Consider the following 25,445-nt stretch of genomic DNA (forward strand, 5'->3'; position numbering starts at 1 on the left):
TAGTGTTATTTATTTAGATTTCTTTTAAGTTTCAGGAGGAAATGAAATTGTCTGGTTTTGAGAAGTAAAAATAAAGCTTTTCTGTAAAACCCTGTATATAAAAAATAATTGATATTTATGGATGATGCTAAACGGCTCAGGTTTTTATGCGCTTCTTCTCTGTTTAAGTTTTTACCAATAATTCCTTGATCTATGCTGGATTCAATAATATCCCAGTCTACCTGATAGACATATTTTTTTATTTCTTTTCCGGACTGCTGTTTATGCAAAAAAATAAAATCCTTAATGGCAGTATGTAATTTGAATAAGGGTTCAAAAGAATGTTTTGACCTACTCAATGAACTTTCAGTAAATTCATAATGATAGAGAGCTGCATCAATGATTTTTACATTTTTAATGTGCTTTAGATATTCTAAGAAAAACATCAAATCTTCACCATAGCTAACTTCTCTGTTGAAAGTAATCCTATTTCCGGTTATTATTTCCCTTTCAAAAAATTTAGCATAAGGTGCTCCGAAATAAAGTAAATTGTTTCTAACAAATAATTCTGTAAAATCAGTTTCTACTTGATAGGTTTTATAATGGAGATCTCTGGCTTTACCTCTTATAATATTTTGAAGCAGAAGAGTGTCAGGCGATATATAATTATCAATAAAAACCTGGAGGTAATTTTTTTCAACCCAATCATCAGAATCTATAAAACAGATGATTTTTCCTTTTGCATGAGAGACACCCGTATTTCTTGTATCACTTACCCCACTGTTTTTAATTTTATTAATGACTTTGACTCTTTGATCTTTTTCAGTAAATGAATTCATTATTTCTAAAGAATGATCTACAGAGCCGTCATTAACTAGCAGTAATTCGAAATCTTCATAGTTTTGTCCTAAAATAGAATCAATACATTGATGCAGACTGTCTGCAGAATTATATACTGGAATGATGACAGATATATACGCATTGTGCTCTAAAGTATCTTCTCCCATTGTGGTATTATTTTTTCTTTACTCCATTTTTCAGATTCCATTTTACTGGATATCATGAGATCAGTGAGTTCCTGTGGATTATTAATCAGGTGTTTCAATTTAATTATATAATTCTCCTTATCACGCATCTTAATCAGATGGCCATTACTGGCATTTATGATTTCAGAAGGACCTGTAGGACAATCATAGGCAATAAGAGCATTGCCGCAGAACATTGCCTCAATAAGAACCGTAGGTAGTCCCTCATTTAATGAGGTCATACAAAAGATTTTTGATTTTTTGTATAGTTCTAATATTTCCTCCTGAGGAATATCTCCGAGAAACTCAATATTATGAAGGCCAAGCTTTTGAGTCTGCTCTTTTAGTAAAGCCATTTGAGAGCCATTACCTGCAATAATTATTTTCCAATCTTCCCCTATATTACATTCTTTGATGATATCAATAAATTCAGCGATATTTTTTTCAGGGTGCAGTCTACCTACCGTACAGATGATATTTTCTTTTTTTTCAATATCCAGGTCAACATTTTCATAATTATCACCAATAATATTGGAGATAATGACTGCATTTGGATTCATTTTTTTATAGTGATCCAGCGATGCCTGTGTCAGAGCAACAATGGCGTGCAGCTTTTTATAATACTTCCGCAAAATATTATAATAAAGAAATCCACCAATTTGGTAGTTGGTATGTTCCCATGCAACTGTTTTCTTACTTACCTTGCTATTGACAGCCAGCATCGATGAAATTTTATACCAGCAGGAAACAATAATATCATAATTCTGATGGTTTTCGTTGATCCATTGGTTTAAAACCCTGTATGTTCCAAAATCGTAGAGGTAAGAGTAAATATTATATATTTTTGGAATTTTATTGTATTTTTTATAGATAGAGGTTCCAAATCTGGAATATTTGTCACCAAAAGCATTAATGTAGTGCTTTTTTACTTTAGGATGTATGGGGTAGAAATCCTGATGAGCTTCCAATAGGAAAAGAATTTCGATATCATAATTTAACTCTGCCAGTTCTGAAGTGAGCTGAGACAGTACTTTGGCTACACCTCCGGGTTTAGTATTTTGATAATATATAAATAAGATTTTTTTTCGTTCCATTTGTGTTTATTTAATTCTCCTTGCTTTTTTGAATTTATAAGGGAGGTTTTCTTTTATATATTCATCAAATTTTTTTCTGTCTTTTTCAAGTTCTCTCGGATATTCCGGGTTGTTTTTAAGAACGATATCACCATAATCTTCCATGGTACATAGAAATTGTGCTGGATTTCCAATAAAAACCGTATTATCAGGCATAGATTGTGACAACACAGAGTTGGCTCCTAAAATACAGTTATTTCCTATCTGTACATCCTGCATAATTACACAGTTGAGGCCAATAGTACAGTTATTTCCGATCTTTATTCTTCCCACAATTCTGGCATCTTCATAACCGGGAAGTCTTCTTAATAACGTAGTGGTTCCGCCATGATTCACAAATCTTACATCTCCGGCGATATTCACATAGTCACCAATTTCGATAAGATAAGGCTCAGTACCAAAATATATTTTATCAGGCATGTTAAAGCTTTTTCCTACTTTCATACCTCTGTATTTGGCCACTTCAAGATTGGCTCTATTCAAAAAATTATGATATAGAGAGTCTATTTTTAATATGATTCGGAATATAAAAATCATCACAAGCGTAAATTTGTTTTCGTTACTTTTGCAAAGAAAAAGAATTTATTAATATGATGAAAATTTCAAAAATAGAATATTATCTGCCTCAGCAAGTATTAACTAATGAGAATCTTGAGAAACTTTTCCCGGAATGGAGCTCCGAACGTATCCAGGAGAAAGTAGGTATTTCGCAACGTCATATTTCTTCAGACAGTGAGACTGTACTGGATATGGCTGTACAATCTTCAGAAAAAATTTTCGAAAATTATGACAGAGACAAAGTAGATTTTATTTTGTTCTGTACCCAAAGTCCAGAATATTTTCTGCCTACGACGGCCTGTATTTTGCAGGACAGACTGGGGCTTAGAAAAAACATCGGTGCTATAGATTTTAACCTTGGCTGCTCAGGATTTGTTTATGGATTGGCTTTTGCAAAAGGATTGATTTCTGCCGGAATTGCAAAGAGTATTCTTTTGGTTACTTCAGAAACATATACCAAGCATATTCATCCTGATGATAAAGGAAACCGAAGCATATTTGGGGATGCTTCTGCTTCAACAATTGTTGAAAAAGCAGAAGGCAATGATTATCAGTTTTGTCTTGGAACAGACGGAAGTGGTGCTGAAAACCTTATCGTAAAACAAGGCGCTTTCAAAAAAGATTTTGAACTGAATCCGGAGCATGAATTCAGCCCTGAAAATATTTATATGAATGGCCCTGAGATTTTTAATTTTACCATTGAAAATATCCCGGGACTGGTAAAAGAAACACTGGAAGTAAATGGAATGACGATGGATGATATTGACCATTTTGTTTTTCATCAGGCGAATTCTTTTATGTTGAATTATTTAAGAAAAAAAACAAAAATACCGGCAGAAAAGTTCTATATTGATATGGAAAAAACCGGGAATACCGTTTCTGCAACTATTCCTATTGCTCTTAAAAACATGATGGACAAAGGAATGTTAAAAGAAGGGGATAAAGTTTTAATGGCAGGATTCGGAGTAGGATACTCATGGGGAGCTACTATTATGGAAATTTAAAATAACAAACATTTAAAATTATAAAATATGAAGACATCCGTTTTTTTAGAAAAACTACAGGAAGAATTGGAGGAAGATAACACATTAACTACTGAAACGAATTTGAAATCTCTGGAAAGTTACGACTCTATCAGCCTGCTTTCTGTTATTGCATTTGTAGATGAAAATTTTAGCAAAAAAATTGATACAAAGCATTTTAAAGATATCGAAACTGTTTCAGATCTGATGAATGTTATAGGAAAAGAAAATTTTGAAGATTAATGGATGCTTTCTCATTAAAAAATAAAATTATTCTCATTACAGGCGCTTCTTCCGGGATCGGGAGAAGCTGTTCTGTAGAATGCAGTAAGAGTGGTGCTGATCTTATTCTTGTGGGAAGAAACCATGATGAACTGATGAAAACCGTTTCTATGCTTAATCCTGAAACAAAAGTAGAAACCATCACTGAAGATATTACCCAATCCGAAAACCTTGAAGCAATCATTGCCGATAAAGTTTCAACATTAGGTAAAATAGCAGGATTTATACACTGTGCCGGTATTGAAAAAACGTTACCGTTAAAAAAGCACAATCCTCAGTTGTATCAGGATATATTTGCAGTCAACGTGATTGCCGGTCTTGAAATTGCTAAAATTTTATCTTTAAAGAAATATAAAGATGAAACTTCCAGCTTTGTATTTATTTCTTCTGTTGCAGGAATGGTAGGAGAGGCAGGAAAAGCGGCTTATTCCGCCAGTAAAGGAGCTGTCATTTCAGGAGCACGTTCATTAGCTATAGAACTTTCCAGAAGTAATATCCGTGTCAACAGCATAAGCCCAGCAATGGTTAATACTCCGATTCTGGAAAAAATGTTTGAAGATATTGGTGATGAAGCTTCATCAGAAATCATAAAAAAGCATCCGCTGGGAATAGGTGATCCTAAAGATGTAGCGAATGCTTGTATTTTTCTATTGTCTGATGCCTCAAGATGGGTCACAGGGTCGAATCTTGTGATTGACGGAGGATATTCCGCCCAATAAACTTATTGTTTGTACAGTGTTTCTATAATATTTTCTACACTGTCAAATATTTTCTTATTGTCAAACTGACTTTCAATATTTTTGAGATTTTCTCTGATATGAAGAACAAGAGCAGGATCTGTAAGGAAGGCTTTTATTCCTTTATACATCTCATCTACATCATAACTGATGAGGTATCCTGTTTCTTTGTCTTTGATCATCAATCCCACATCTCCTACATTGGTAGCCACAATCGGCTTTTGAAGAATTAATGCTTCAGCAATTACCAATGGCCATGCCTCAGATTCTGACGGAAGAACAAAATAATCTGCTTTTTTGATATAAGGATAAGGATTCATTTGATTTCCAGCCAGAATGAATGTCTTTTCCACATTGTTAGCGGCTGCCTGCTCCTTAAGATTTTTCATTTCTCCACCGTCACCAATCACAATAATCGTATGATGGAAACCATCATTGATAAGCCTTGTATGGGCTTCAATAAGTTTGTGATATCCCTTCCTTGAATGAAGTCTTCCAATAGAAACAAAAACAGGTCCTTCAGGGAAATTATCAAGCTTTTCTTCTGCCTTATGTTTGATTTCTTCAATAGGAATAGGATTGATGATCACACTTTCAGCCGGATAATTAAGGTCAGGATAGTACTCATGCATCATATCCTTTATCTTATGAGAGCAGTATACCATATGATCAAACTGGGGAAAACTCTTTAAAATATCCGGAACCAATGGCTGAAACTGTGGTACATTGACCTCAGAATGAAACCATCCTATCTTTTTGGAATTTGTATGAGTAGAATTCAGGATCGCATCATAATCCCTGTAATCCATCCCGATTTCTATATCAAAAGTATCATTGATAAGCCTGTCTGCAATGGATGGGTTATTTTTCAGCTTTCTTAGTTTTAATCTTCTTTTAGCAAGCTGAAGTTTCTGTAAAAGAGAGTTGGTGGAAAAATCTTCTTTTCCATCTGTAAGATATATTTTTCTGATATGTTTTGGAAGTTCATCACGTAATTTACCCTGGTTAAGGGTGAGGCATACCGTTATTTCAAATTTGTCAGGATTAAGGTTGTTGAGAAGTCCCAACAAAACTTTTTCTACGCCTCCCATTTCCATGGAACGGTGTCTGAACAAAATTTTTATTTTTTTTTCTAACATTAACCGAAAATTGATTGTAAAGTAATTTTTATTTTTTTCTTAATACGGAAAGGCAGCTGGTGCTGATATTGCAACAGGTCAAAGATCTCATCTGCTCCTGTATAATGATCAGGAACTTTTTGACCATTGATGATTGTGAGGCCTCTTCGTTTCATTGTGTTGAAAATCACCTGAGCGAAATACTCATGAGATTTCTTTTTATTGTCATTCTGGGAAATTCCTCCCTGATGTGTTCTGTAAAGGTAATTGGTGTCATTAATAAACTGAACCTTTCCTTTCTCATACATTTTAAGATACAGATCCTGGTCTTCCCCGATTTTTAGGTTGGGATTCATTTTTTCAGTTTGTTTATAAACAGCTTTTCTAAAACTTACGAAATGAGCAATCTGGATCGGGAAATTAAAAAAATAAGGATCACCATTCGGTACCTGCATGGCGGATCTGAACGGGGAAATAGGCTTCAGATTCTGATCACATGTCATAAATCTGGAATAGGTAAGGACTGTATTTTTTTTTGCCTGAAAAATTTCCATACATTTTTGAATGGCTGTCGGGCTTATAGCGTCATCGGGATCCAGAAATCCGCAGATGTCTCCATCCGCCAGCTCAATCAGTTTGCTTTTTGTCACTCCTACACCGGAATTTTTTTCATTTTCAAAAAATTTAAACCTTTTATCATTTGAAATTATTTTCTGAACCTTTTTCTTTTCACTTTCTGATGAGGCATCATCTAAAATGATTGCTTCCCAGTCTGTATAGGTTTGCTGAAGGATACTTTCAAAACAGTCTTTGAAAAAAAGAGCGTTGTTATAGTGTGCAATAAGTATAGAAAACTTCATTAATGTTCCTTGAATATTAAATCTTGATGATTGATTACAGTTGTATTAGGTGGAATATCTTTGTGAATGGTACATCCTGCACCAATGATGCAGTTGTCTCCTATGGTAACTCCTTTTAAAACAGTCACATTGCTTCCAAGCCAGCAGTTGCTTCCAATTTTGATGGGGGCAGTGGTGAACTCAGATGAAAATAATTTGTATTCAGGGTGAGACTGGTACGCGTGGTTATGGTCATACAGCTTTACATTTTCCCCGAATAAAGTATTGTCACCTATTGAAATACTGTCCAGACAATTAATGGAACAGAAGTTATTCATGAAAAAGTTATTCCCGATTTCCAAAGTGGCATTTTTCTCCACAAGAACATGGGTATAGTTTCTGAAACTGACGGAGCTGCCAATTGTAACTTTCTTTAAATTTTCATGCAGAACAAAATGATCACTGATCCCAAGCTTTATGCCCTTAAAAGAAACCTGAGGGTGTTTTTTGAGACGAGAAATCTGGCTCCTACGTTGAATTTTTGCTAAAATTTCATCAAGCATACCTAAATTTATTTTTCACATTTGTAGGGTACAAATATAATTTGTTTTTACATAATTATAATAATAAATCTTATTTTTGTGCCTTAAAATTAACACTTTATATGAAATAAGACAGGCCTTCAGTGTTGATATGGCTAAGTTTTGATAAAGTTAAGCATTTTAGGATTCTGTGAAAATAAGTCAGATTACATTTACCCGGTTTGTTGCCGCTATGGCAATTGTTATTTCCCATTTCAATAAAGATCTGTTTTTATATAAGATAGATTATATTTCCAATCTTTTTTTAAGAGCGAATGTGGGAGTAAGCTATTTTTTTATTCTTTCAGGATTTATTATGATCATTGCCTATCATAAAAAAGATAAAATTGATTATCTGGAATTCTATAAAAACAGATTTGCAAGAATTTATCCGCTTTATATGCTGGGGCTTCTGCTGTATTTCGTGACGAGGTATGAGATGTTCGACTGGTATAAACTGGTTTTATACGGATTGGGAATTCAGAGCTGGATACCGGGAGAAGCAATGATTCTGAATTTTCCCGGATGGTCTATTTCCGTAGAGTTTTTCTTCTATCTTCTTTTTCCTTTTTTATATAACTATTTCTATTCTAAAAAAAATAAAACAATCTGGATATTTGCAATTGGATTGTGGTTAATAACTCAGGTGTTTTCGAACTTATATCCGGTGTATGGAGCTTATGAAGGGCCTCACACGAAAAGCCATGAGTTTTTGTATTATTTTCCTTTCTGGCACCTTAATGAATTTCTGATCGGTAATCTGGCAGGAATATTTTTCGTCAGAAACTATAAACAAAAAAATTACGATCGTCAGGTTATCATTGTTTTCTTATTAATCCTCATATCTCTGATGTTTGTTCCGCTTTTCTATCACAACGGTTTAATGGCATTGCTTTTTGTTCCCGCAATTATTTTGATTTCAGCTAATAATGGAAGAGTGAGCAGGTTCTTTTCACTGAAGCCGCTGGAGTATCTTGGCGAAATAAGCTATGGTATATACATCACTCATATTCCTGTTCTCTATCTTGTAAGAGAATTTTTAGAATGGCAGCACTACACATTCAGTATTGATATTGTATTTGTAATTTACATTATTGTTATGCTGTTCAGTTCAGCAATTTTTTACCAATTTATTGAAAAACCGATGCGTGATCTTTTAAGAAAGATTCATTTTGTAAAGCGTTAAAATGAGTGTCTGGCTATAAAACTAAACATTTAGTTTTATAGCCAGACAGTATATCTATCTTAGAATACTCTAATCTAGAACAAATCTTTTCTGAAGTTGATATTGTATATTCCAGAACGTATACTTTTATAATCTGTCAACAGATACTTTGTAATCATTCCCCATTTTTTCAAAAAAGGAGCATTGGCAATCTGGAAGCTTCTGTATACTCTTTTAATGTGAAGCTTAATGTCATCAGGAATGGTATTTTCATTTTCAGCCCAATGATTGACCTCCTTCCAAAGTAGAACTCTTGTAGATGCAGGTTTTACTTCTCTTGCATCTATTTTGGTAATTCTGTTATTCTCGTGAACTCCTCTTACAGCCACTGCCTTATCGAGAATTCCCGGATATAAATTTAAATAGTAGGAGAGTCTGAATAGAAACTCTGTATCCTGATGAAGTTTTAAATGAGTTTTAAAGAAATACTCCAGATTTTTTAAAGAGCTTTTTCGGATCGTTAAAGCATCAATACTGAAAAGCCCAAAAGTACCTTTCATATTAAGCTGTCCCGGAAATACATCTTTAGGATGGTGTTTTTTATAAACCGTAGTCAGGCGGTCACCAAAGACTTTATAATATTGTTCTTTTGCTTTTTCAGAATAATAATGGACACCAATGGCACCGTAAACTCCGTCTACCTCTGTATTGGGAAACAGTTCTCTTTCTGCATCAAAACGGTTCGGAAGATAGTAATCATCGGCATCAAGGAATGCAATGAAATCTCCTTCTGATTTTTCCATTCCCAGATTTCTGCTGGCACCGGCTCCGTGATTTCCTTTGTCAGGATGCTGAAAAAGCTTTACTCTGTCATATTTTTCAGCAAGTTCCCGGCATACCTCTAATGCATTGTCTGGAGATTTGTCTTCTACTAATACTACTTCATATACATCGTCGAACTGGAGGGCAGATTCTACAGCCTGAGAAACATATTTCTCGGCATTGTAGACGGGAATAACTACAGAAATTTTCATTTTTTATTGTATTATGCTTTTAATTTTATTTTTAAATAATGGGTTATTTTTTTCTCTACAAAATAATATAGAAATGAAGCCAGTGCAATGGCGATAATGATTTTAAGAAGGAAATAAGGCAGATTGAGGTAACCCTCAACTTCAACTTTCAACTTTTTTAAAATAATCTCTACAAAAGAATGGGAGAGATATAAGGAGTAGGATACATCTCCTAGAAAAATTAAAAATCTGTTTCCTTTTAAATGAAATACAAAATCAAAAGTTAAGAAAGAAAAGACAAATATGGATATGATTGTCAATTTTATCCAATCATTATCTAGTGGAATAATACTAAGCAAAACAAGTATAAATGATACTATCCCTATTACAGAAATTATTGCTGCCCATTTCTTGGGAATTGTATATTTATTCAGTAAAAGTGCAAAAAGAATTCCCATCACAAAATAATGATTTAGTGAATTGCTTACCATTAACAGATAGGGACTATCAAAATGAATAAAATATCCTAAAACTGAAGCCAGAACGAAAAATCCTATGATGAAATAATATCTTTTTTCTTTAAAAAGTAATGAGAACCCAAATATAAGGTAAAAGAACATCTCAAAATTTAAAGACCAACCAACCTCAAGTACCGGGTATATCTCCTTAGTCGGAAGAAATAATAATGAATGAATAAGCTCATAAAGTCCAGGCCGATGAGAATATAGAAAAATTACTGCAAATGTCAAAAGATAGTACAGCGGAACAACTCTGATAATTCTTCTTTTGTAAAATAAAGTAATCTGCTGAGAAGAGATCTTGCTGAAATTTATTTTCTGAGTAGTGAAAGTTATTATAAATCCACTAATAACAAAGAATACAGGAACACCAATATGTCCTTGTGCAAATAGAATATTGCCAAGGTACATCCCAGGTATATTTATCGTTTTATGAAAGTGAAAACAGCATACCAATAGGGCTGAGATTCCCCTTAATATCTGAAGATTGTTAAGTTTCATGATTGTATGAATTTTATTTTTTAAAGATCTTTTTCAAAATAAACCCCATTACAAACAGTATTCTGGCAATATTGTGGCGAAGTGTTTTGAACCCACCTATTGTAAATTTGGTATCTTCTGTCATTCTGTATTCTGAAAAATCTACTTCTGGAACGGCTTTATGTTTAGAGGTAATATTCATTAAGTTATATTGATGGACAAACTGAATGTACATATCCTTACTGTTTTCCGGAGAGATATGAGCACTTTTGTCATGTATTGCCTTGATGATAATACTACTTCATGCACATCGTCGAACTGAAGGGCAGATTCTACAGCCTGGGAAACATATTTCTCAGCATTGTAGACGGGAATAACTACAGAAATTTTCATTTTATCGGATTATGTTTTATGCATGTAAAACTAAGCTTTTTATTTGATAGCAATGATCGGAAATACCCTTTTGATTTTTAAATTAAGTGATTTATATAATTGAGGATATTCATTTTCATTTCCCCAGATCCCGTGTTTGGTTTTCTCCCGAACATATGTTGTGATGTATACCTGAGGAATTTTTGGAATTTCGTTAAGGAGAAAATTGCATATCTCTTCATTTTCTATTTCTTCATCAAAGCGCATGTAAATATGAAGGGAGTCTTCCGGCTTTAAAATTTTTGTAAAATCTTTTGTCATAGTACAAAATGAGCTAGCTTCCTCGAATCCGAACTTGGTAATTTCTATAATATGAAGAAAGGCTACAGACTGATGGCTAATGATATCAAGTGCTCTTTGACACCTTTTTTCAAAGGTACTTCTGAGCTTTGGATCATCTATCACTGCTTTGGCATGGGTGAACTCCGCTTCCGGATATTTTTCGGCGTAGGTGTTTCCTTTTTCGTTTCTTTTAAGATCAGAAAGAAAAAATGTAAAGCGTTCCTGAATATTCTGACTTACTGTTCTAAGTCCGGACATAGATCTTAAGCGTATCCAGTCATAAGGCAGACTCTGGTTTCTGATGTTGAGAATATCTAATGAATGAGCTGCGTGGCAGTCTTTACCAATAGGGATAATATACTTTTCTGATTTGTATTTTTTTTTAATTTCCAGAAAATATTTATGTCTGGTTTTTGGGATGTAAAATAAAGGTATTTTCATCTTGAATAAAGTCACTTGTATTTTTATATATGCGCGTATTTGATTTGTCACATATATAAAAGTTAAATCATAATGAGTTATTTTTTTGTGTTTTTGGGTGAATGTTTTCTTTAGGGAATGTGTAAAAACCTTTTATGTTTTGTTTTTAGAGAATATAATTCGTTTAGTAGAGTTGTTGTCCCGTTTAAGTGTGCTTTATTTAGCTTGTGGGTAAAATTTATTTATAATGAAATTTTTGAAAATTTCTTTGAAAATTTAATGTCAAATTATGCTTTTAATTTCACTTTTAAATAATTCGTAATTTTTTTCTCTACAAAATAATACAGAAGGGAAGCCACTATAATGACCGAAACAATTTTAAGAAGGAAAAAAGGAATGCTGAGATAGCCTTCAACTTTAAATCTTTTCAAAACAATTTCCACAAAAGGATGTGATAAGTACAATGAGTAAGAAATGTCTCCGAGGAAGATCAATAATTTATTTCCTTTAAAATGGAAGATATAATCAAAGGTCAGAAAAGCAAAGACAAACGTGGAAATAATGGACAATTTTACCCAATCATTATCAATTGGAATAATACTAAGTAAAACCAGTATGAATGAGGATATTCCTATTACAGAGATTATGGCAGCCCAATTCTTTGGGACTGTATATTTGTTCAGTAAAAGAGCAAAAAGAATCCCCACAACAAAATAAAGATTCAGAGAGTGAGTTACCATCTGCAGATAAGGGCTTTCAAATTGAATGAAGGAACTTAAAATTGATGTCAGAATGAAAAAACCTGCTATGAAATAATACCTCTTTTCCTTGAAAAATAATGAGAGCCCGAATATAAGATAAAAGAACATCTCAAAATTTAAAGACCAGCCTAAGAATAGCACCGGGAATCCCTTCCTGGTTGGAAGAAATAACAATGAATGGATAAGCTCATGAAGCCCGGATCCATAAAAATACAGCAGGAAACTGCCTCCTGGTATCATTGCGGCAAATGTCAAAAGATAATACAGCGGAACAATTCTGATCACTCTTTTTTTGTAAAACAAAATAATTTGCTGAAAAGAGTCCTTACTGAAATTTATTTTTTGAGTGGTAAAAGCCATTATAAATCCGCTGATAATAAAGAATACGGGGACACCGATACTCCCTTTTTTGAATAGGAGATCGCCAAGATTCAGCCCTGGTAAATTGATGGTTTCACGAAAGTGGAAACAACATACCAATAACGCTGAAATCCCTCTTAATATCTGGAGATTGTTAAGTTTCATAACCGGACGGATCTTATCTTTAAAATATTTTTTTCAAAATAAGTCCCATTACAAATGGTACTCTGGAAATATTATGCTTAAGTGTCTTGAATCCGTCTATCGTAAATTTAGTGTCTTCCGTCATTCCATATTCTGAAAAATCTACCTCAGAAACAGCTTTATGTTTAAAGGTGACATTCATTAAATTATACTGATGGATAATCTGGATATACATCTCTTTGCTGTTTTCCACCGAAAAATTAGGGTAATGGCGATAGCTGTTGTGAGCTCTTTCTTTTAACATTGTTTTGAAGTTGTCTATACTTTCTGCTAAACTTACAAATGGGTTTACGACATCATTATAGACATTCACAACTGCTTTACGGCCCGGAAGCATGGTAAGCTGGTATCCTCTTCTTAAATCTATTACCAGATCATGTATCGGTTTGAAGTGTTCCTGTACAGTTTTTACATAATCCTGATGAAGCATGTCATCATTATCCAGCTCACTGGTAATCACAAATTTGGTATCCGGAGTGAAATACTGCGGAATTATTTCTACAGCCTTAGTTTTCATAACATCAAAATCTTCTACAAAAACAGCTTTGAAAGTAGGGTATTCTGCTTCTATTTCTTTGATGATTTTTCTAAACTTGTCAGACGTATTAATGTCAAAGAAAGTTAGCCAGATATAGTTTTGATTGGTTTGATTTTTATAAGAAGGAAGTACGTAAGTTCTGAATAGCTTGAACCTGTCATCCAGCCATTCTTCAGTAAGTGGTTTAAATCCTGAACGTGTTTCGTTCCAGCCTTTCGTAGGAACATTGAATCTTGTCATTATAACGTGTACAAATTGACTCATCTAAATAAATTTATTTAAAGTTATATAATTTTCCTGGGTTTCTGCTGTTAATCCGTTGGGCAGTACCGGCTCATTTGTGTAGTTTTTATGGATATTTAATTGTCTGGCGGTAGTAAAACAGAAGTTTAACCGTCTGCATTTTTTCGAAAATACTTGTAATAAAATCTTTTAAAAGAAAGATATTTTGCGACCACAGCCAGAGGAATCATTTTTTGAAATTCCTTTCTTTGCTGTACCAGCTGGGTTGTACGAACCTCTATGATTAGATAAGCAAGCTTGTCGTGCACCTCTTCGCCATAAAGTTTTTTTAATGTTGGTAAAATTTTAAGGCGCTGCTTCATTATTTTGAGAGGATCTGCTGACATATTATCATTGACATCTTTTCTGTAATGAGCGAGGGGCTCATTAATCAAAAGAGCATCGGGATTATCTTTGGTGATATAAATCCACATTACCCAGTCTTCACAGCTGGTAAGACTTGTGTCAAAAAGGAAACCTTCCAGAAGTTTTTTATGGATCAAAGCACAGTGGATAGGAATAGAAAAACTCAGATCCCAGCCGTACACAATTCCGTCAAATGTAAGGAAACTCTGCTCTACATCTTTATAACCCGGAAGGTGAGTCTGGTTTCTATAGATTGTATATTGGCTTACCATCAATGGATATTCTTTGTCTCCGGCAAGGCTTTTTGAAAACTTTTCCCGGTGGATGAGGTCGTCGGAATCCAAAAACTGAATATAATCTCCGGTAACGATTTCCAGGGCTGCGTTTCTTGCAGAAGATAAACCGCCGTTTTCTTTATAAAGGTATTTAAAGCGACTGTCTTTTTTCACCCATCTATCTGCCACTTCATCAGTATTATCGGGAGATCCGTCATTCACAATAATACATTCCCAGTTTTCATATGTCTGATCCAATATAGACTGGAGACATTCATCTAAAAACTGAGCCTGATTATAACAGGGAACAATTACGGATATTTTGGGATTCATTTTCATTTTTATTCAAGAGGTTTAATGTGTTTTTTATTTTCCACTTTATACAAGGTTACAGCTTTTTTAATATGCTTATTCCTCCAACCTTAATGATGATGCCGAAGGTACAAAATTATTTTTTCCGGAAACAGAAGGGGAAGCTTCTATATCATTGAGGGGTATTAAGTGTTTTGCTGAATGAACTGTCATAAATAAGATGAATAAAGCTTTTTCAGGTATTCATCAGGTGATAATCCTTCAAAATAATCTATTGTAAAATTGTCGAATTCTATATTGTAAAAAGAACCCTCATCTACACTTTCATAATCCGCATTTTTAACAAGATGATTCTCCAGCTGGACCAAAATCTCTGGCAGTGAATACTGGTAAGGATAGGCCAGATTGATAATTTCATTGTTGAGGTCTTGTATATGTTTGGCTACAAATGCTGCAATATCATCTGTACCGATCAGAATTCTTCTCGCATTGCTGTGGATTGTGAGTTTATTTTCTGATACGATTGAGTTTTTAAGAAAGTTGATCAGTGTATTGGGATTTCCCCCACGGCCTACTGCATTTCCTACTCTGAAAATAACAAAGCTTGAACATTGCTCTGCGATAGTTTTTTCAACCGTAAGTTTATGCAGAACATAAGGGCTGCCAGATTTACTGGGATCGTAAATGCTGCATGTGGAAAAATAGACCAGCTTTTTATCAGCATTCTGGCTAATCACTGATTTCAGGAGAGCTATTTCTCTTTCGAATTCAGCAGGGTTCTTTTCCAGTGAATTGGAAACTCCTGATGCGAAAAAAATAACATCTTCTTTATCATAAAGCCTAAGGGCGTTTGCCAGAATTCCATTACCAATAATCATAAGTGTTTTGTCTAATTAAGATGTTCGTTACTATCTGCTAAATCTTTTAGGTTCAATAGATTTTAAAGGTTTTTAAATATTTTAAAAAAACCAAGTTTATTACCCAATTTTGCCCATCTTGAATTTTTTACATGATTCAGTTGATTGAGAGCATGATCGTATTTATTTTTTGGAACATAGCTTTGAAGAAAAAGATCTTCCACGCTGATGTTTCTTCTTTCTGCCATTTTTATCAGGGCTACCCAGTGCCAGAACAATGCTTTTTCAGAATTTTTAGTGGTAGAGATACCACTGTCATGGATTCTGTATAAATATAAGTCTTCATCAATATATTTTACCGGAGCTATCTCGCACATTTTCATGTACCAGTCTTTATCTTCGGCAATTTTTAGAAAAGGATCAATACCGGATGTTTTCTCATAAATCTTCTTTTTAAAAGTAACAAAATGTGAAATTTCCGCATTGAAATTATAATAAGACTGATCTAATTCTGTGATTTGTTTGGCTTTATGAACAGATACCGGGTTGAGGTATTCATCACACCGTACAAAATTGGAATACACCAATCCTGCTTCCGGATTTTCGGAATGGGTTTTTAAAACAAATTCCAGAGCATGTCGGGTTAATGCATCATCAGGGTCTAAAAAACCACATATTTCTGATTCTGCAAGAGCAATTAATTTCCTTTTTGTATATCCGATTCCTCTGTTTTGATCATTGAGATTTATTTTAACCCGCTGATCATCCCCGATGATTTTTTTGATGATCTCCAGAGAATTATCCGTAGAGCCATCATCCACAATGATAGCTTCCCAGTCTGTTTCAGTTTGGGCAACTAAGCTTTGGTAACATTTTTCAAAAAAATGTCCATTGTTGTAGTTGGCAATAAGTACGCTGAATTTACTCATTTCGGCTGTGTTTATTCAGTATTTTTTTTAATGCATTTAAATATCCGAAACCATTTTTTCTATCGGGCTCCAGAATATTTCCTTCTGCCCATTCGTTCCAGGATTTAACAATTAAAAACTGTTCCGGATACTCTTTTTTATCTTCAAGATATTCTACCGCTTTTTCAACCTGTTTTTCGAATAGTTCCGGGGAATTATTCGCCAATATGATACCTCTGTAACCACTTCTTGGAGTATTGTCCCAATTAGGCAGTACACATGGATAAGTAGGAACATTGCTTTCTTCAAACTTTAAATCATTGACGACAGCTTCAGCGTCCTGAATTCTGACTTTAGGCTGTTCTTTTTTCTTGATTCCGATTAATCCTTTTATTCTGTTTTTATAATATTGAGAATGAGAGATATATTCTTTTTTATCAATATGAGGCAGCCATGCTTTCTGAAAAGCATTGGAAATCTTACTGTCATATCCCATAGATTTAAAATCAAGATCATCACGGAGTTTATTGGATGCCATTACATATAAACCATCAAATCCGTTCTGCTTTGCAAGTTCGCGGAATTTTGAAATATAGTGAGGGTCTCCATTCTGTAAATGATTGGAATCATAGATGATTAAAAGAGGTTTGTTGTCCACTTTTATATACCTTTCGTCTTTGAAGAAAGGGAGAAGATATTCGAAATGGGCAATTAAGTCCTGTTCATTAGGATAAACTTGTTCTGCAAGTATTTTTTCTGATAATCCGTGCCATATACCCGACCATGTTTCATTGGCCCAGCAGAAGCAAAAAGGAAAATCCGGTTTCCCTGATTTTAGCACATCGTTGGCAACACGTTCCAGTAATTGTTTCCCGTTACCAAACCAATAGTGATAATAGATAAATCCGTGTACTCCATAGTCTTTCGCCATCTGAGCCTGCTGTTCTCTTACTTCAGGAACACGCAGGTCATAATAGCCCAGATCTCCGGGATATATAGGTTGTTCGTGTCCCTCAAACAAAGGTTGGGCTTTTCCTACATTCGTCCATTCTGTAAATCCTTTTCCCCACCATTCGTCATTTTCAGGGACAGGGTGGTATTGAGGGAGATAAAATGCAAGGGGCTTTATTTTTTTCATAATTGATTAAGAATAATGTTACCAACTTTTATAATACACTTTTTGTAGATAATGCAGTGTGTTGAAGGTAAACTTTCCTACATTTCTTAAAATTAATTTTTCGGTAAGTGTTTTATTATCAAGTTCTCTAAGGTATTTTTTGTGATTTTCAGTCAATCTGTTTTCTTTATAAGCCTCATGAATAAGTTTTAGGATTTTCTTTTTCATTTCAGGCTGTTCTTTGTGTTTCAGATAAATATCAAAAAAAGATACATCTAAAAAGTTTTTCTTTTTATGAGAGTTTGTAGCATGCATTCTATAGCTGCAGGATTTGTAGTCATCATAGATGAAGTCATATTTTTGGCTTAATCTCAACCACATGTCATAATCTTCAAAAGTTAACGTCTCATCCCAGCCTCCAATCTCTTTTATCAAAGAAGATTTGGTGACGCATGACATTGCAGGAAGAAAATTATCTTCGAGTAATGTTTTGTAAAAGTTCCCGGATTCAATAGTCAGATATCTGTGAAAATAAGGAATGAAAGTATTTTGAAAACGTACTGAATTATCATCTATTATGTGAGCATTTGAAAACACCAAAGCTTCGTTAGGAGATGATTTTTCAAGAATAGCCACATGCCTTTCTATTTTATCAGCCTCCATAAGATCATCCAGGGCTATTGTAACAATATACTTACCTTTTGATATGTTCAGGAGTTCATTCAATGATTTACAAATCCCTTTATTCTGAGAATGGGGAATAAACTGGATATCCAGCTGAGGATTATTTTTAATCCAGCTATTAATGACTTCTACAGAATTGTCCTTAGAGCAGTCGTCACAAATCAGAATCTCAATATTACTGTATTTCTGAGATTTGAAACTTTCTAAAGATTCTACTATAAACCTTTCTTGGTTGTAGCTAAGACATAAAATTGAAACCAGAGGCAATTCTGTCATGATATTTTACTTTATTGAATACGAGCTTTTTAAGAGGTAAAAACTTTAAAATCCGTTTACTATTTCTATTACTTTTTCAACTTCTTCTTCCGTCATTACAGGAGAGATAGGTAAACTTAATACTTCTTCATGTATTTTTTCACTGATCGGGAAAGACAGGTCATTCCATTCTTTATAAGCTTGCTGCTTATGGGGTGGGATAGGATAGTGTATCAGTGTCTGAATACCATTTTCAGTTAAATACTTTTGAAGCTCATCACGGTTTTCTGTTCTGATGACAAATAAATGCCAAACATGTTCATTTGCCTCCGCTGGATTTTCCGGAAGAATTATTTTGGGGTTTGATATTTCTGTAATATACTTTTTCGCAATATTTTTTCTTACCGTGTTTTCCTCATCAATATATTTCAGCTTAACACCGAGAACCGCAGCCTGAATTTCATCCAACCTGGAGTTTAATCCCTGATAAATATTGACATATTTCTGATTAGATCCATAATTTGCCAATGCCCTGATTACTTTTGCCAAATCGTCATCATTGGTCGTAATAGCTCCTGCATCACCTAATGCACCCAGATTTTTTCCAGGATAAAAGCTGAAGCCGGCTGCATCTCCTAAGTTACCGGATTTTTTTCCGTTCCATATTGCTCCGATAGCCTGAGCGTTGTCTTCTATTACTTTTAAATGGTGTTTTCCAGCCAGATCCTTGAGTTCTTGAGAGAAAACAGTTCTTCCGTATAAATGAACAATCAGAATTCCTTTTGTTTTTGAAGTGATTTTTTCTTCAATTTTTGCAATGTCAATATTATAATTATTAATATCAGGTTCTACAAGAACAGGAATCAGACCATTGTCTGAAATGGCAAGAATGGAAGCAATATAAGTATTGGAAGGTACAAGAATTTCATCTCCACGATCCATTATTCCCATTTCAATATATCCACGAAGAATAAGGCGTAACGCATCCAAACCGTTAGCAACACCAATAGCATGTTTAGCTCCTATATATTCAGAAAGATTGCTTTCAAAAGATGAAAGTTCCTGCCCCATTAGATACCATCCGGAACGGAAAACCTGTGAAAGTTTTGTTTCAATTTCTTCCTGATGCTTTAAATTGATTTTTTGTAAGTCGAGGAATTTAATCATGAGAATAAATTTTTTATTTTATTATTTAATGGTTTTTCGATGCATTCAAAAGCAAATATACTTGTAATAAGTGTGATGAAAAACATTTCTACTGTAAAGGGAAAATTCTTAAGATGTATCCCAATTAAACCATTAAGTTTATGTGTGTATGTTAAAACTAAATAGTGGATAAGATAAAATCCGAAACTTATCTCACCTAAATATACAAGGCCTTTCCATGAAAGAACTTTTGATGTCCAGGTGGTAGTTTCTTTAAAAATAAAAGAACTTGATGCTCCTAAGATGATCATACACATGGGCAGCCAGTAATAAATTGAAAATCTATAATTTATAGCAATTTTTTCATGAAAAATCAAAAAGACTATTAAAGTAATAATGCCACCTATTTCTAAAAAATTGAGTGAAGATTGTTTTAGCTCCGGCTTTTTATTTTTAAGATAAAGTAGCAGATCAAATAATAGAATTCCTAAAAGGAAATCAAAAATTCTTATAAATGGTGATATGTACAGCCAATAATGAGCTTCTTTCTCATCAACTAATATAAAATTTAAAAAAAGGATAAGAGATATAAATGCTGCTAATATTGTTATTTTAAGAAAATTAGATAATTTATAGACAATAATTATTAAAGCTGGAAACAAAGCATAAAAAAACATTTCATCTGAAATACTCCAAGATGGAGCATTATATGAGAAAAAAACCTTAGAATCCGGAATATAGCTTTGAATTAACAAAACATTATATAACAAATTTTTAAAACCACTCCCAAGAGCAAAAATAGAAACAAGCATTGTTATAAAATGCAAAGGATAAATCCTGGCAAGTCTCGCAATATAAAACTTTTTTAGTGTGATTTTTTTATTAATAAATTTATCTCTGTAATTAAGTGCAAGTATAAATCCGCTTAATATAAAGAAGAAGCTCACTCCTAAAAAGCCTTCTGAAAAGACAGATTCAAATATGCCTTTATAGTTTTTGTCTTCTTTTAAGTATGATAAATGACTTAAAAAGACAAAAAAAGCAAAAAAGAATCTTAAGGAAGTTAAGGGCTTAATCATTTTTTTTATTGTTTCTGTTTATGCTACTTTTAAGGACATTTTGTGATAAAATATTTTTATATTGTTCTGTACCAAACAGTGTTAAATGATTGGTGTCATAGATGTAGGGATAATTTTCTGGAGATACTTTATTAATCTTTACATTGAGCAGATCAATATACTTGTCACCTAAATAATTTTTTAGAAAAGTATTGAATTCTTCAGTCTTTTTAAACTTCTTTTCCTCTGTATACATATTTGCATGGTACTTTTTCTTGATATAATAATAGGTCGGAAAATCTATGGCATAAACGTCAGTCATCCCTATATAAAGAGTAGGAATATTATATTTTGAAAAATACTGTTCAGTTATTTTGAGGTTATTTTTTATCTCTTTTTCTGGATACCCTGAATAATTAGCATTAATAATAATAAGGTCTATATTTTTATAGTATTTTGGGAAGTACTCTTTGAATATATAATTGAAATAGTTTACAGAATTAGAATAGGCACTTTTAGAGTTTTCCATTGGATAAGTGGCATCTGCAGTGATCTGGATAAGATTGACCTCTTTTTTATCCGCAAAGATATTATTAACAGTTTCAGAAAACATTCCGGCATGGCTGTCTCCTAAAAGAACAATATTTTTTTTATCAGAAACAGGAACATCCAAATTCTGTATAATTGTTTTATAATCCTTATGTGAAAGATGTTTAATATCAAGTTTATATTGATGTTCAGCTTTTTTGCTGTACTTATAGCCTGAAGTTGTATTGATCAGATTTTTATTTTCATCTGTATAATTTTCAGCATCTACTTTCGTTATTGAAAATGAAAAAATGAATATAATCAGACTTACTGCCAGAACAGATTTCGCTTTATCAGAATAGTTTCTTTTTTCAATTCCTTCATAGGATAGTATGGCAAGAATAAACGACACCAATATTGCCAGAGCACGATATTTCCAACTGTTATCCACCTCAAAAAACAGAATCAGTACATACAATGGCCAGTGATAGAGATACAGGGAATAAGAGATATTTCCCAGGTAGGTAACTATTTTATTTTTGTACGCTATGAATTCATAGTTCAGGCTGATAAGCAATGTTGTAAAAAACACTGGAATTGTTGTGTACAACGATGGCCACGAAGAAGCATGAAAGAGAAAAATAAAAGATAGTATTGCTGAAAGAGAAGTTAAAGCCAATACCAGCTTTACCTTTTTCGGAATATGCTGTATTTTGTCTTCCAATAAAAATGCAAGTCCTCCCAACATCATTTCCCAGGCTCTGGGATAAAAAATGTAAAAGGAAAAATCTGGGTCATAACTCCTATGAATCATCATAGCACCAAATGAAATAAAGGCTAATGCTAAAAAGACTGCAATAAAAATGTTTTTTTTAGTGGTATATAATTTCTTTAAAAGAAGTAATATGAGCGGATAGATTAAATAAAACTGCCATTCCACAGAAAGGGACCAAGAATGTAACAGGAAGTTGTATTGAGAAGATGCGTCGAAGTATCCATTATTCAGATAATAATAAATATTAGAAAAAAAAAGGACACTGGAAAAAGCACTTCTAAAAAAGTTGACAATCTGCGGTTGAAGAAAAAGAAATATAAGGAATGAGAACACTACCACTACTCCTAAAAGTGCAGGAATAATTCTGATCACTCTTCTTCTGTAAAAATCCCAGATATTAAATCTTCCCTTATCAAAGGAAGATAAAATAATTTTGGTCATTAAAAACCCTGAAATAACGAAAAATATGTCGACACCAATAAATCCGGATTTAAACCACTGAAATTTATAATGATAGAAAAGTACTGCGAGTACCGAAAATGCACGCAGAAAAGAAATGTCGTATCTGAAACTATTGTTTTTCAATTATTTTACTTAATCGTTTTCGTATCCGTTTTCTTTTTTCCATTCTTCAAAGCCTTCTTTTTCCCAAGGTAAACCTCTTGAAAAATTATAAGGCCAAGGGTAGTGGGATTTTCCTGTTTCTCTCGACTTGATAGAACGTACATCCTTGGTTTTTCTTCCAGGATTCCCAAGAATTAAAGAGTAGTCTTCATGCTCACCTCCTACAAGAGATTGTGCACCTACCAAACAATGTTTTCCGATTATTGTTCCAGGAAGCAAAACAGAACCTACTGCTATCTGAGAAAAATCTCCGATAGTAGCACCTATACACATGTCAGAAGGTGGTGTCGGATCATTGGTAAGTACTACATAAGGATAAATAAAAACAAAATTTCCTATGGTAGACTTTTGGCCAATATGAACATTGCTGTGAAGCCAGCAATCATTACCAAAAGTAACATGCCCCTGTATATCCGTAACGGTTCCCAATCTGCAGTTGTTTCCGAAAACAGAGTTCTCTCGTACTGTAACTCTGTGTCCGGTAGAAAAATTATTTCCAAAACGAGAACCTGCATATAAGATGGTATGACTTCTTATTAAAGCATTTTCACCGATTATGGTTTCAGGATTTATATAATCATCTTTAAAGTAATAATCATTAAGAGGCTCTCCGATAACACAATCATTAGCAATAATGGAATTATCTCCAATAACAACATTGTCATAGATTACAGTATTGTCACCTATTTTTACATTCTTGCCTATTTTGGCTTTATCACTTATGGATACATTCTTATTATTAAATTTCATTTCGGTAATTTTTAAAGTCTTCATAGTTTCTTATATAGTCTTTCTCATTATATGAATGAGATGCCATAACTAAACAAATTGCTCCTGAAGAAAAGTTAATCTCTGAAGCCCATATCCCTGGTGGAATGTGCAACCCTAAATCAGGACGGTTTAGAAAAACCTGTCTTTTGAATTTTCCATCATCTAATGAAACTTCAAAACTACCGCTTGCTGCAATTAGAAATTGATGACATTCTTTATGGGAATGTGCACCTCTGCTTTCCCCACCTGCAATATCATATAAATAGAAAACTCTATTTACATTAAAAGGAAATGATGAGTTATTTTCAACTACTGTAAGGTTACCTTCATCAAAACTAATTTTACCCAGATCAATAACATTACAATCAAATACAGAAATATTATTTTTCATTCGCCAGTATTTTAAATTCTTCGAAATCTCTTATGTAATCACTTTCGTTATATTGTTTATCAGAAACAACCAGTGCTAATGAATTTGTTGAAAAGTTTTCCAATCTGCGCCAAAACATTTTAGGAATATACAATCCATAATAAGACCTGTTTAAGGAGAATTTTTGTTCTTCTTTTCCATTATGAATTACTACATCGAAACTTCCGGAAAGAGCAATAATAAATTCCTGCTGTTCCTTGAAAGCATGGCTTCCTCTTATTTCTCCACCGGGTACATCATATATCCAATAGGTTCTCTCTATCTTAAAAGGTAGTTGATTGGGATGTTCAAAAAAGGATAGGTTTCCTCTTTTATCGTATATTTTTGGAAGTTCTATTATTTTGGGAATCATGGTGTTTGTACTTTATAATCAAATTCAGGTCTCGTTACTCCGGGATATATATACATAACGTCTCCTACTTTTACGTTTTCTACTTCAAAGCCGATGAAGTTATCGATTCCATAGAGAAGCGTTTTCTGATCTTTTCCAAAGTAAAGTTTAAAATAATAATTTCCAGCATTCAAAAGCCCTGTCGGAATATCAAATTCTACAGTATATTCACCTACTTTTGCATCTCCTTTTGCTGAAACAAATTTTCCAACATGGAAAATGACTAATTCATCATAGTTTTTCAATTCGAAAGTGGTGTCAAGTGTGATGTCAGGGCAGTAATTATGAAATACAAGTTTTACGTGCACTCCAGAATCAATATCTAACAAATCTCCATTGATAGGAGACACTGAAAACTCTTTTATTCTGATGTTTTCATTACCCATAGCCTCATCCAGATTACCATTGTATTGATAAGAGCTTTCTCTTGCACTGCTTTTTTGATATTCTATAATGGTGCTAAGAATATCTCCCTGGTAATCAATCTGCCCTTGGTTTAAGAGAATTCCTTTTGTACATAATTCCTTAACGGCTGTCATATTGTGGCTCACAAAAAGAATAGTTCGGCCTTCTCCTCTTGTTACATCATTCATTTTTCCAAGGCACTTTTTCTGAAATTCTGCATCACCTACAGCTAAAACCTCGTCAACAATTAAAATCTCAGATTCTAAGTGCGCTGCTACAGCAAAAGCAAGACGCACATACATTCCTGATGAGTATCTTTTAACCGGAGTGTCAATATATCTTTCAACACCTGAGAAGTCTACAATTTCATCAAACTTTCTGGTTATTTCCTTTCTTGTCATTCCTAGAATGGCACCATTAAGAAAAACATTTTCACGTCCTGTCATTTCAGGATGGAATCCGGTTCCTACTTCCAATAAAGAAGCAATTCTGCCATTAGTGAAGATTCTTCCTGTAGTAGGCTTGGTAACCTTACTTAACACTTTTAGCAGTGTTGATTTCCCTGCACCATTTCTTCCGATAATTCCCACTGCGTCTCCCTGTTGGATTTCAAAGTTGATATCACGAAGAGACCATACGTACTCGGAATCACCTTTTGTTGTTCTATCGTTTGCTTCTCCAATTTTCAGATAAGGGTCTTCTTTTCCTCTTACTTTATGCCAGAATCTGTTGAGATCATGAGAGAGTGTTCCGGTACCGACTTGTCCCAGACGGTATTGTTTTGATATATTTTCTGCTTTTAAAGCCAGCATTT

29 protein-coding genes are annotated in these 25,445 nt (G+C 33.6%); 4 read left to right on the forward strand and 25 right to left on the reverse strand.

What is annotated here, in order from left to right:
- Positions 1 to 5: 5 nt before the first annotated feature.
- Genes LKL37_RS16755 through LKL37_RS16765 form a run of 3 tightly spaced genes read right to left on the reverse strand, consistent with a single transcriptional unit; the run spans position 6 to position 2,581 of the window.
- Entirely contained in the window at positions 6 to 986 is a 981-nt protein-coding gene (locus tag LKL37_RS16755) for a glycosyltransferase family 2 protein (protein ID WP_431611636.1), read from the reverse strand.
- Complete coding sequence (locus LKL37_RS16760; RefSeq protein ID WP_431611637.1) at positions 968 to 2,098, reverse strand: glycosyltransferase; 1,131 nt, start codon at positions 2,096 to 2,098, stop codon at positions 968 to 970. Before LKL37_RS16760 ends, LKL37_RS16755 begins: the two co-directional genes overlap by 19 nt.
- A 6-nt stretch (positions 2,099 to 2,104) precedes the next feature.
- Positions 2,105 to 2,581 carry an acyltransferase gene (locus tag LKL37_RS16765; RefSeq protein WP_431611638.1) on the reverse strand — a complete coding sequence of 159 codons (477 nt, stop codon included), beginning with the start codon at positions 2,579 to 2,581 and terminating at the stop codon, positions 2,105 to 2,107.
- A gap of 146 nt (positions 2,582 to 2,727) precedes the next feature.
- Here LKL37_RS16765 and LKL37_RS16770 point away from each other — a divergent pair, with 146 nt between their 5' ends.
- From LKL37_RS16770 to LKL37_RS16780, 3 genes are read left to right on the forward strand one after another with little or no spacing between them, the layout of a single operon-like run.
- Positions 2,728 to 3,699: a 3-oxoacyl-ACP synthase III family protein gene (locus LKL37_RS16770; RefSeq protein ID WP_431611639.1), complete on the forward strand. Its 972-nt coding sequence runs from the start codon at positions 2,728 to 2,730 to the stop codon at positions 3,697 to 3,699.
- Between the two features lie 27 nt (positions 3,700 to 3,726).
- Positions 3,727 to 3,960, forward strand: coding sequence for a hypothetical protein (locus LKL37_RS16775; RefSeq protein WP_431611640.1), 234 nt, complete (start codon positions 3,727 to 3,729; stop codon positions 3,958 to 3,960).
- Positions 3,960 to 4,718 (forward strand): SDR family NAD(P)-dependent oxidoreductase, encoded by a 759-nt coding sequence (locus LKL37_RS16780; RefSeq protein ID WP_431611641.1) that lies wholly within the window; start codon positions 3,960 to 3,962, stop codon positions 4,716 to 4,718. The genes LKL37_RS16775 and LKL37_RS16780 overlap by 1 nt, the downstream gene beginning before the upstream one ends.
- 2 nt (positions 4,719 to 4,720) lie before the next feature.
- On the opposite strand, the gene LKL37_RS16785 is transcribed toward LKL37_RS16780, so the two are convergent.
- The 3 genes from LKL37_RS16785 to LKL37_RS16795 are packed head-to-tail and all read right to left on the reverse strand — an operon-like array spanning position 4,721 to position 7,256.
- On the reverse strand, positions 4,721 to 5,875 hold the full coding sequence (locus LKL37_RS16785; protein WP_431611643.1) for a glycosyltransferase: 1,155 nt from the start codon (positions 5,873 to 5,875) through the stop codon (positions 4,721 to 4,723).
- Positions 5,875 to 6,714 (reverse strand): glycosyltransferase family 2 protein, encoded by an 840-nt coding sequence (locus LKL37_RS16790; RefSeq protein ID WP_431611644.1) that lies wholly within the window; start codon positions 6,712 to 6,714, stop codon positions 5,875 to 5,877. Before LKL37_RS16790 ends, LKL37_RS16785 begins: the two co-directional genes overlap by 1 nt.
- Positions 6,714 to 7,256, reverse strand: a complete 543-nt coding sequence (locus LKL37_RS16795; RefSeq protein WP_431611645.1) for an acyltransferase — start codon at positions 7,254 to 7,256, stop codon at positions 6,714 to 6,716. The genes LKL37_RS16790 and LKL37_RS16795 overlap by 1 nt, the downstream gene beginning before the upstream one ends.
- Positions 7,257 to 7,425: 169 nt before the next feature.
- On the opposite strand from LKL37_RS16795, the gene LKL37_RS16800 reads away from it, so the two are divergent.
- Positions 7,426 to 8,460: an acyltransferase family protein gene (locus tag LKL37_RS16800; protein ID WP_431611646.1), complete on the forward strand. Its 1,035-nt coding sequence runs from the start codon at positions 7,426 to 7,428 to the stop codon at positions 8,458 to 8,460.
- A gap of 74 nt (positions 8,461 to 8,534) precedes the next feature.
- Here LKL37_RS16800 and LKL37_RS16805 read toward each other — a convergent pair whose 3' ends face one another.
- The 19 genes from LKL37_RS16805 to LKL37_RS16895 form a co-directional block, all read right to left on the reverse strand.
- Entirely contained in the window at positions 8,535 to 9,473 is a 939-nt protein-coding gene (locus LKL37_RS16805; protein ID WP_431611647.1) for a glycosyltransferase family 2 protein, read from the reverse strand.
- Positions 9,474 to 9,484: 11 nt separating this feature from the next.
- Positions 9,485 to 10,471, reverse strand: coding sequence for an acyltransferase family protein (locus LKL37_RS16810; protein WP_431611648.1), 987 nt, complete (start codon positions 10,469 to 10,471; stop codon positions 9,485 to 9,487).
- Between the two features lie 13 nt (positions 10,472 to 10,484).
- The gene (locus tag LKL37_RS16815) at positions 10,485 to 10,652 is read right to left on the reverse strand and encodes a hypothetical protein (RefSeq protein WP_431611649.1); all 168 of its coding nucleotides are present in this window, start codon (positions 10,650 to 10,652) and stop codon (positions 10,485 to 10,487) included.
- Positions 10,652 to 10,843: a hypothetical protein gene (locus LKL37_RS16820; protein ID WP_431611650.1), complete on the reverse strand. Its 192-nt coding sequence runs from the start codon at positions 10,841 to 10,843 to the stop codon at positions 10,652 to 10,654. The genes LKL37_RS16815 and LKL37_RS16820 overlap by 1 nt, the downstream gene beginning before the upstream one ends.
- 39 nt (positions 10,844 to 10,882) lie before the next feature.
- A complete protein-coding gene (locus LKL37_RS16825) occupies positions 10,883 to 11,605 on the reverse strand; it encodes a DUF1796 family putative cysteine peptidase (protein ID WP_431611651.1) in 723 nt (240 codons plus the stop codon).
- A 266-nt stretch (positions 11,606 to 11,871) separates the two neighbouring features.
- Positions 11,872 to 12,870 (reverse strand): acyltransferase family protein, encoded by a 999-nt coding sequence (locus tag LKL37_RS16830; protein ID WP_431611652.1) that lies wholly within the window; start codon positions 12,868 to 12,870, stop codon positions 11,872 to 11,874.
- Positions 12,871 to 12,889: 19 nt separating this feature from the next.
- On the reverse strand, positions 12,890 to 13,711 hold the full coding sequence (locus tag LKL37_RS16835; RefSeq protein WP_431611653.1) for a glycosyltransferase: 822 nt from the start codon (positions 13,709 to 13,711) through the stop codon (positions 12,890 to 12,892).
- Between the two features lie 125 nt (positions 13,712 to 13,836).
- Positions 13,837 to 14,703 carry a glycosyltransferase family 2 protein gene (locus LKL37_RS16840; protein WP_431611654.1) on the reverse strand — a complete coding sequence of 289 codons (867 nt, stop codon included), beginning with the start codon at positions 14,701 to 14,703 and terminating at the stop codon, positions 13,837 to 13,839.
- A gap of 188 nt (positions 14,704 to 14,891) precedes the next feature.
- Positions 14,892 to 15,560: an NAD-dependent epimerase/dehydratase family protein gene (locus LKL37_RS16845; protein ID WP_431611655.1), complete on the reverse strand. Its 669-nt coding sequence runs from the start codon at positions 15,558 to 15,560 to the stop codon at positions 14,892 to 14,894.
- 62 nt (positions 15,561 to 15,622) lie between these two features.
- Positions 15,623 to 16,468, reverse strand: coding sequence for a glycosyltransferase family 2 protein (locus LKL37_RS16850; RefSeq protein WP_431611656.1), 846 nt, complete (start codon positions 16,466 to 16,468; stop codon positions 15,623 to 15,625).
- Positions 16,461 to 17,585 carry a glycosyltransferase WbsX family protein gene (locus LKL37_RS16855; protein ID WP_431611657.1) on the reverse strand — a complete coding sequence of 375 codons (1,125 nt, stop codon included), beginning with the start codon at positions 17,583 to 17,585 and terminating at the stop codon, positions 16,461 to 16,463. The genes LKL37_RS16850 and LKL37_RS16855 overlap by 8 nt, the downstream gene beginning before the upstream one ends.
- 18 nt (positions 17,586 to 17,603) lie before the next feature.
- Positions 17,604 to 18,524, reverse strand: coding sequence for a glycosyltransferase (locus tag LKL37_RS16860; protein ID WP_431611658.1), 921 nt, complete (start codon positions 18,522 to 18,524; stop codon positions 17,604 to 17,606).
- A gap of 45 nt (positions 18,525 to 18,569) precedes the next feature.
- A complete protein-coding gene (locus tag LKL37_RS16865) occupies positions 18,570 to 19,670 on the reverse strand; it encodes a DegT/DnrJ/EryC1/StrS family aminotransferase (protein ID WP_431611659.1) in 1,101 nt (366 codons plus the stop codon).
- Positions 19,667 to 20,728, reverse strand: a complete 1,062-nt coding sequence (locus LKL37_RS16870) for an acyltransferase family protein (protein WP_431611660.1) — start codon at positions 20,726 to 20,728, stop codon at positions 19,667 to 19,669. Before LKL37_RS16870 ends, LKL37_RS16865 begins: the two co-directional genes overlap by 4 nt.
- On the reverse strand, positions 20,721 to 22,595 hold the full coding sequence (locus LKL37_RS16875; protein WP_431611661.1) for an acyltransferase family protein: 1,875 nt from the start codon (positions 22,593 to 22,595) through the stop codon (positions 20,721 to 20,723). The genes LKL37_RS16870 and LKL37_RS16875 overlap by 8 nt, the downstream gene beginning before the upstream one ends.
- A 9-nt stretch (positions 22,596 to 22,604) precedes the next feature.
- On the reverse strand, positions 22,605 to 23,384 hold the full coding sequence (locus tag LKL37_RS16880; RefSeq protein ID WP_431611662.1) for a DapH/DapD/GlmU-related protein: 780 nt from the start codon (positions 23,382 to 23,384) through the stop codon (positions 22,605 to 22,607).
- Positions 23,374 to 23,796, reverse strand: coding sequence for a sugar 3,4-ketoisomerase (locus LKL37_RS16885; RefSeq protein ID WP_431611663.1), 423 nt, complete (start codon positions 23,794 to 23,796; stop codon positions 23,374 to 23,376). Before LKL37_RS16885 ends, LKL37_RS16880 begins: the two co-directional genes overlap by 11 nt.
- The gene (locus LKL37_RS16890; protein WP_431611664.1) at positions 23,786 to 24,187 is read right to left on the reverse strand and encodes a sugar 3,4-ketoisomerase; all 402 of its coding nucleotides are present in this window, start codon (positions 24,185 to 24,187) and stop codon (positions 23,786 to 23,788) included. The genes LKL37_RS16885 and LKL37_RS16890 overlap by 11 nt, the downstream gene beginning before the upstream one ends.
- Positions 24,184 to 25,443 carry an ABC transporter ATP-binding protein gene (locus LKL37_RS16895; RefSeq protein WP_431611665.1) on the reverse strand — a complete coding sequence of 420 codons (1,260 nt, stop codon included), beginning with the start codon at positions 25,441 to 25,443 and terminating at the stop codon, positions 24,184 to 24,186. Before LKL37_RS16895 ends, LKL37_RS16890 begins: the two co-directional genes overlap by 4 nt.
- Between the last annotated feature and the right edge of the window lie 2 nt (positions 25,444 to 25,445).

The organism is Chryseobacterium sp. 'Rf worker isolate 10' (genome assembly GCF_050753305.1).
GTDB lineage: Bacteria > Bacteroidota > Bacteroidia > Flavobacteriales > Weeksellaceae > Chryseobacterium.

What these genes read in the sequence shown, in the direction of transcription:
- LKL37_RS16890 (WP_431611664.1), bottom strand. Translation starts at nt 24,187, where the DNA reads ATGATTCCCAAAATAATAGAACTTCCAAAAATATACGATAAAAGAGGA.
- LKL37_RS16865 (WP_431611659.1), bottom strand. Translation starts at nt 19,670, where the DNA reads ATGATTAAATTCCTCGACTTACAAAAAATCAATTTAAAGCATCAGGAA.
- LKL37_RS16755 (WP_431611636.1), bottom strand. Translation starts at nt 986, where the DNA reads ATGGGAGAAGATACTTTAGAGCACAATGCGTATATATCTGTCATCATT.
- LKL37_RS16770 (WP_431611639.1), top strand. Translation starts at nt 2,728, where the DNA reads ATGATGAAAATTTCAAAAATAGAATATTATCTGCCTCAGCAAGTATTA.
- LKL37_RS16870 (WP_431611660.1), bottom strand. Translation starts at nt 20,728, where the DNA reads ATGATTAAGCCCTTAACTTCCTTAAGATTCTTTTTTGCTTTTTTTGTC.
- LKL37_RS16850 (WP_431611656.1), bottom strand. Translation starts at nt 16,468, where the DNA reads ATGAGTAAATTCAGCGTACTTATTGCCAACTACAACAATGGACATTTT.
- LKL37_RS16760 (WP_431611637.1), bottom strand. Translation starts at nt 2,098, where the DNA reads ATGGAACGAAAAAAAATCTTATTTATATATTATCAAAATACTAAACCC.
- LKL37_RS16805 (WP_431611647.1), bottom strand. Translation starts at nt 9,473, where the DNA reads ATGAAAATTTCTGTAGTTATTCCCGTCTACAATGCCGAGAAATATGTT.
- LKL37_RS16765 (WP_431611638.1), bottom strand. Translation starts at nt 2,581, where the DNA reads ATGAAAGTAGGAAAAAGCTTTAACATGCCTGATAAAATATATTTTGGT.
- LKL37_RS16775 (WP_431611640.1), top strand. Translation starts at nt 3,727, where the DNA reads ATGAAGACATCCGTTTTTTTAGAAAAACTACAGGAAGAATTGGAGGAA.
- LKL37_RS16845 (WP_431611655.1), bottom strand. Translation starts at nt 15,560, where the DNA reads ATGATTATTGGTAATGGAATTCTGGCAAACGCCCTTAGGCTTTATGAT.
- LKL37_RS16810 (WP_431611648.1), bottom strand. Translation starts at nt 10,471, where the DNA reads ATGAAACTTAACAATCTTCAGATATTAAGGGGAATCTCAGCCCTATTG.
- LKL37_RS16830 (WP_431611652.1), bottom strand. Translation starts at nt 12,870, where the DNA reads ATGAAACTTAACAATCTCCAGATATTAAGAGGGATTTCAGCGTTATTG.
- LKL37_RS16895 (WP_431611665.1), bottom strand. Translation starts at nt 25,443, where the DNA reads ATGCTGGCTTTAAAAGCAGAAAATATATCAAAACAATACCGTCTGGGA.
- LKL37_RS16840 (WP_431611654.1), bottom strand. Translation starts at nt 14,703, where the DNA reads ATGAATCCCAAAATATCCGTAATTGTTCCCTGTTATAATCAGGCTCAG.
- LKL37_RS16835 (WP_431611653.1), bottom strand. Translation starts at nt 13,711, where the DNA reads ATGAGTCAATTTGTACACGTTATAATGACAAGATTCAATGTTCCTACG.
- LKL37_RS16825 (WP_431611651.1), bottom strand. Translation starts at nt 11,605, where the DNA reads ATGAAAATACCTTTATTTTACATCCCAAAAACCAGACATAAATATTTT.
- LKL37_RS16855 (WP_431611657.1), bottom strand. Translation starts at nt 17,585, where the DNA reads ATGAAAAAAATAAAGCCCCTTGCATTTTATCTCCCTCAATACCACCCT.
- LKL37_RS16780 (WP_431611641.1), top strand. Translation starts at nt 3,960, where the DNA reads ATGGATGCTTTCTCATTAAAAAATAAAATTATTCTCATTACAGGCGCT.
- LKL37_RS16790 (WP_431611644.1), bottom strand. Translation starts at nt 6,714, where the DNA reads ATGAAGTTTTCTATACTTATTGCACACTATAACAACGCTCTTTTTTTC.
- LKL37_RS16815 (WP_431611649.1), bottom strand. Translation starts at nt 10,652, where the DNA reads ATGAATATTACCTCTAAACATAAAGCCGTTCCAGAAGTAGATTTTTCA.
- LKL37_RS16785 (WP_431611643.1), bottom strand. Translation starts at nt 5,875, where the DNA reads ATGTTAGAAAAAAAAATAAAAATTTTGTTCAGACACCGTTCCATGGAA.
- LKL37_RS16820 (WP_431611650.1), bottom strand. Translation starts at nt 10,843, where the DNA reads ATGAAAATTTCTGTAGTTATTCCCGTCTACAATGCTGAGAAATATGTT.
- LKL37_RS16860 (WP_431611658.1), bottom strand. Translation starts at nt 18,524, where the DNA reads ATGACAGAATTGCCTCTGGTTTCAATTTTATGTCTTAGCTACAACCAA.
- LKL37_RS16880 (WP_431611662.1), bottom strand. Translation starts at nt 23,384, where the DNA reads ATGAAATTTAATAATAAGAATGTATCCATAAGTGATAAAGCCAAAATA.
- LKL37_RS16795 (WP_431611645.1), bottom strand. Translation starts at nt 7,256, where the DNA reads ATGCTTGATGAAATTTTAGCAAAAATTCAACGTAGGAGCCAGATTTCT.
- LKL37_RS16885 (WP_431611663.1), bottom strand. Translation starts at nt 23,796, where the DNA reads ATGAAAAATAATATTTCTGTATTTGATTGTAATGTTATTGATCTGGGT.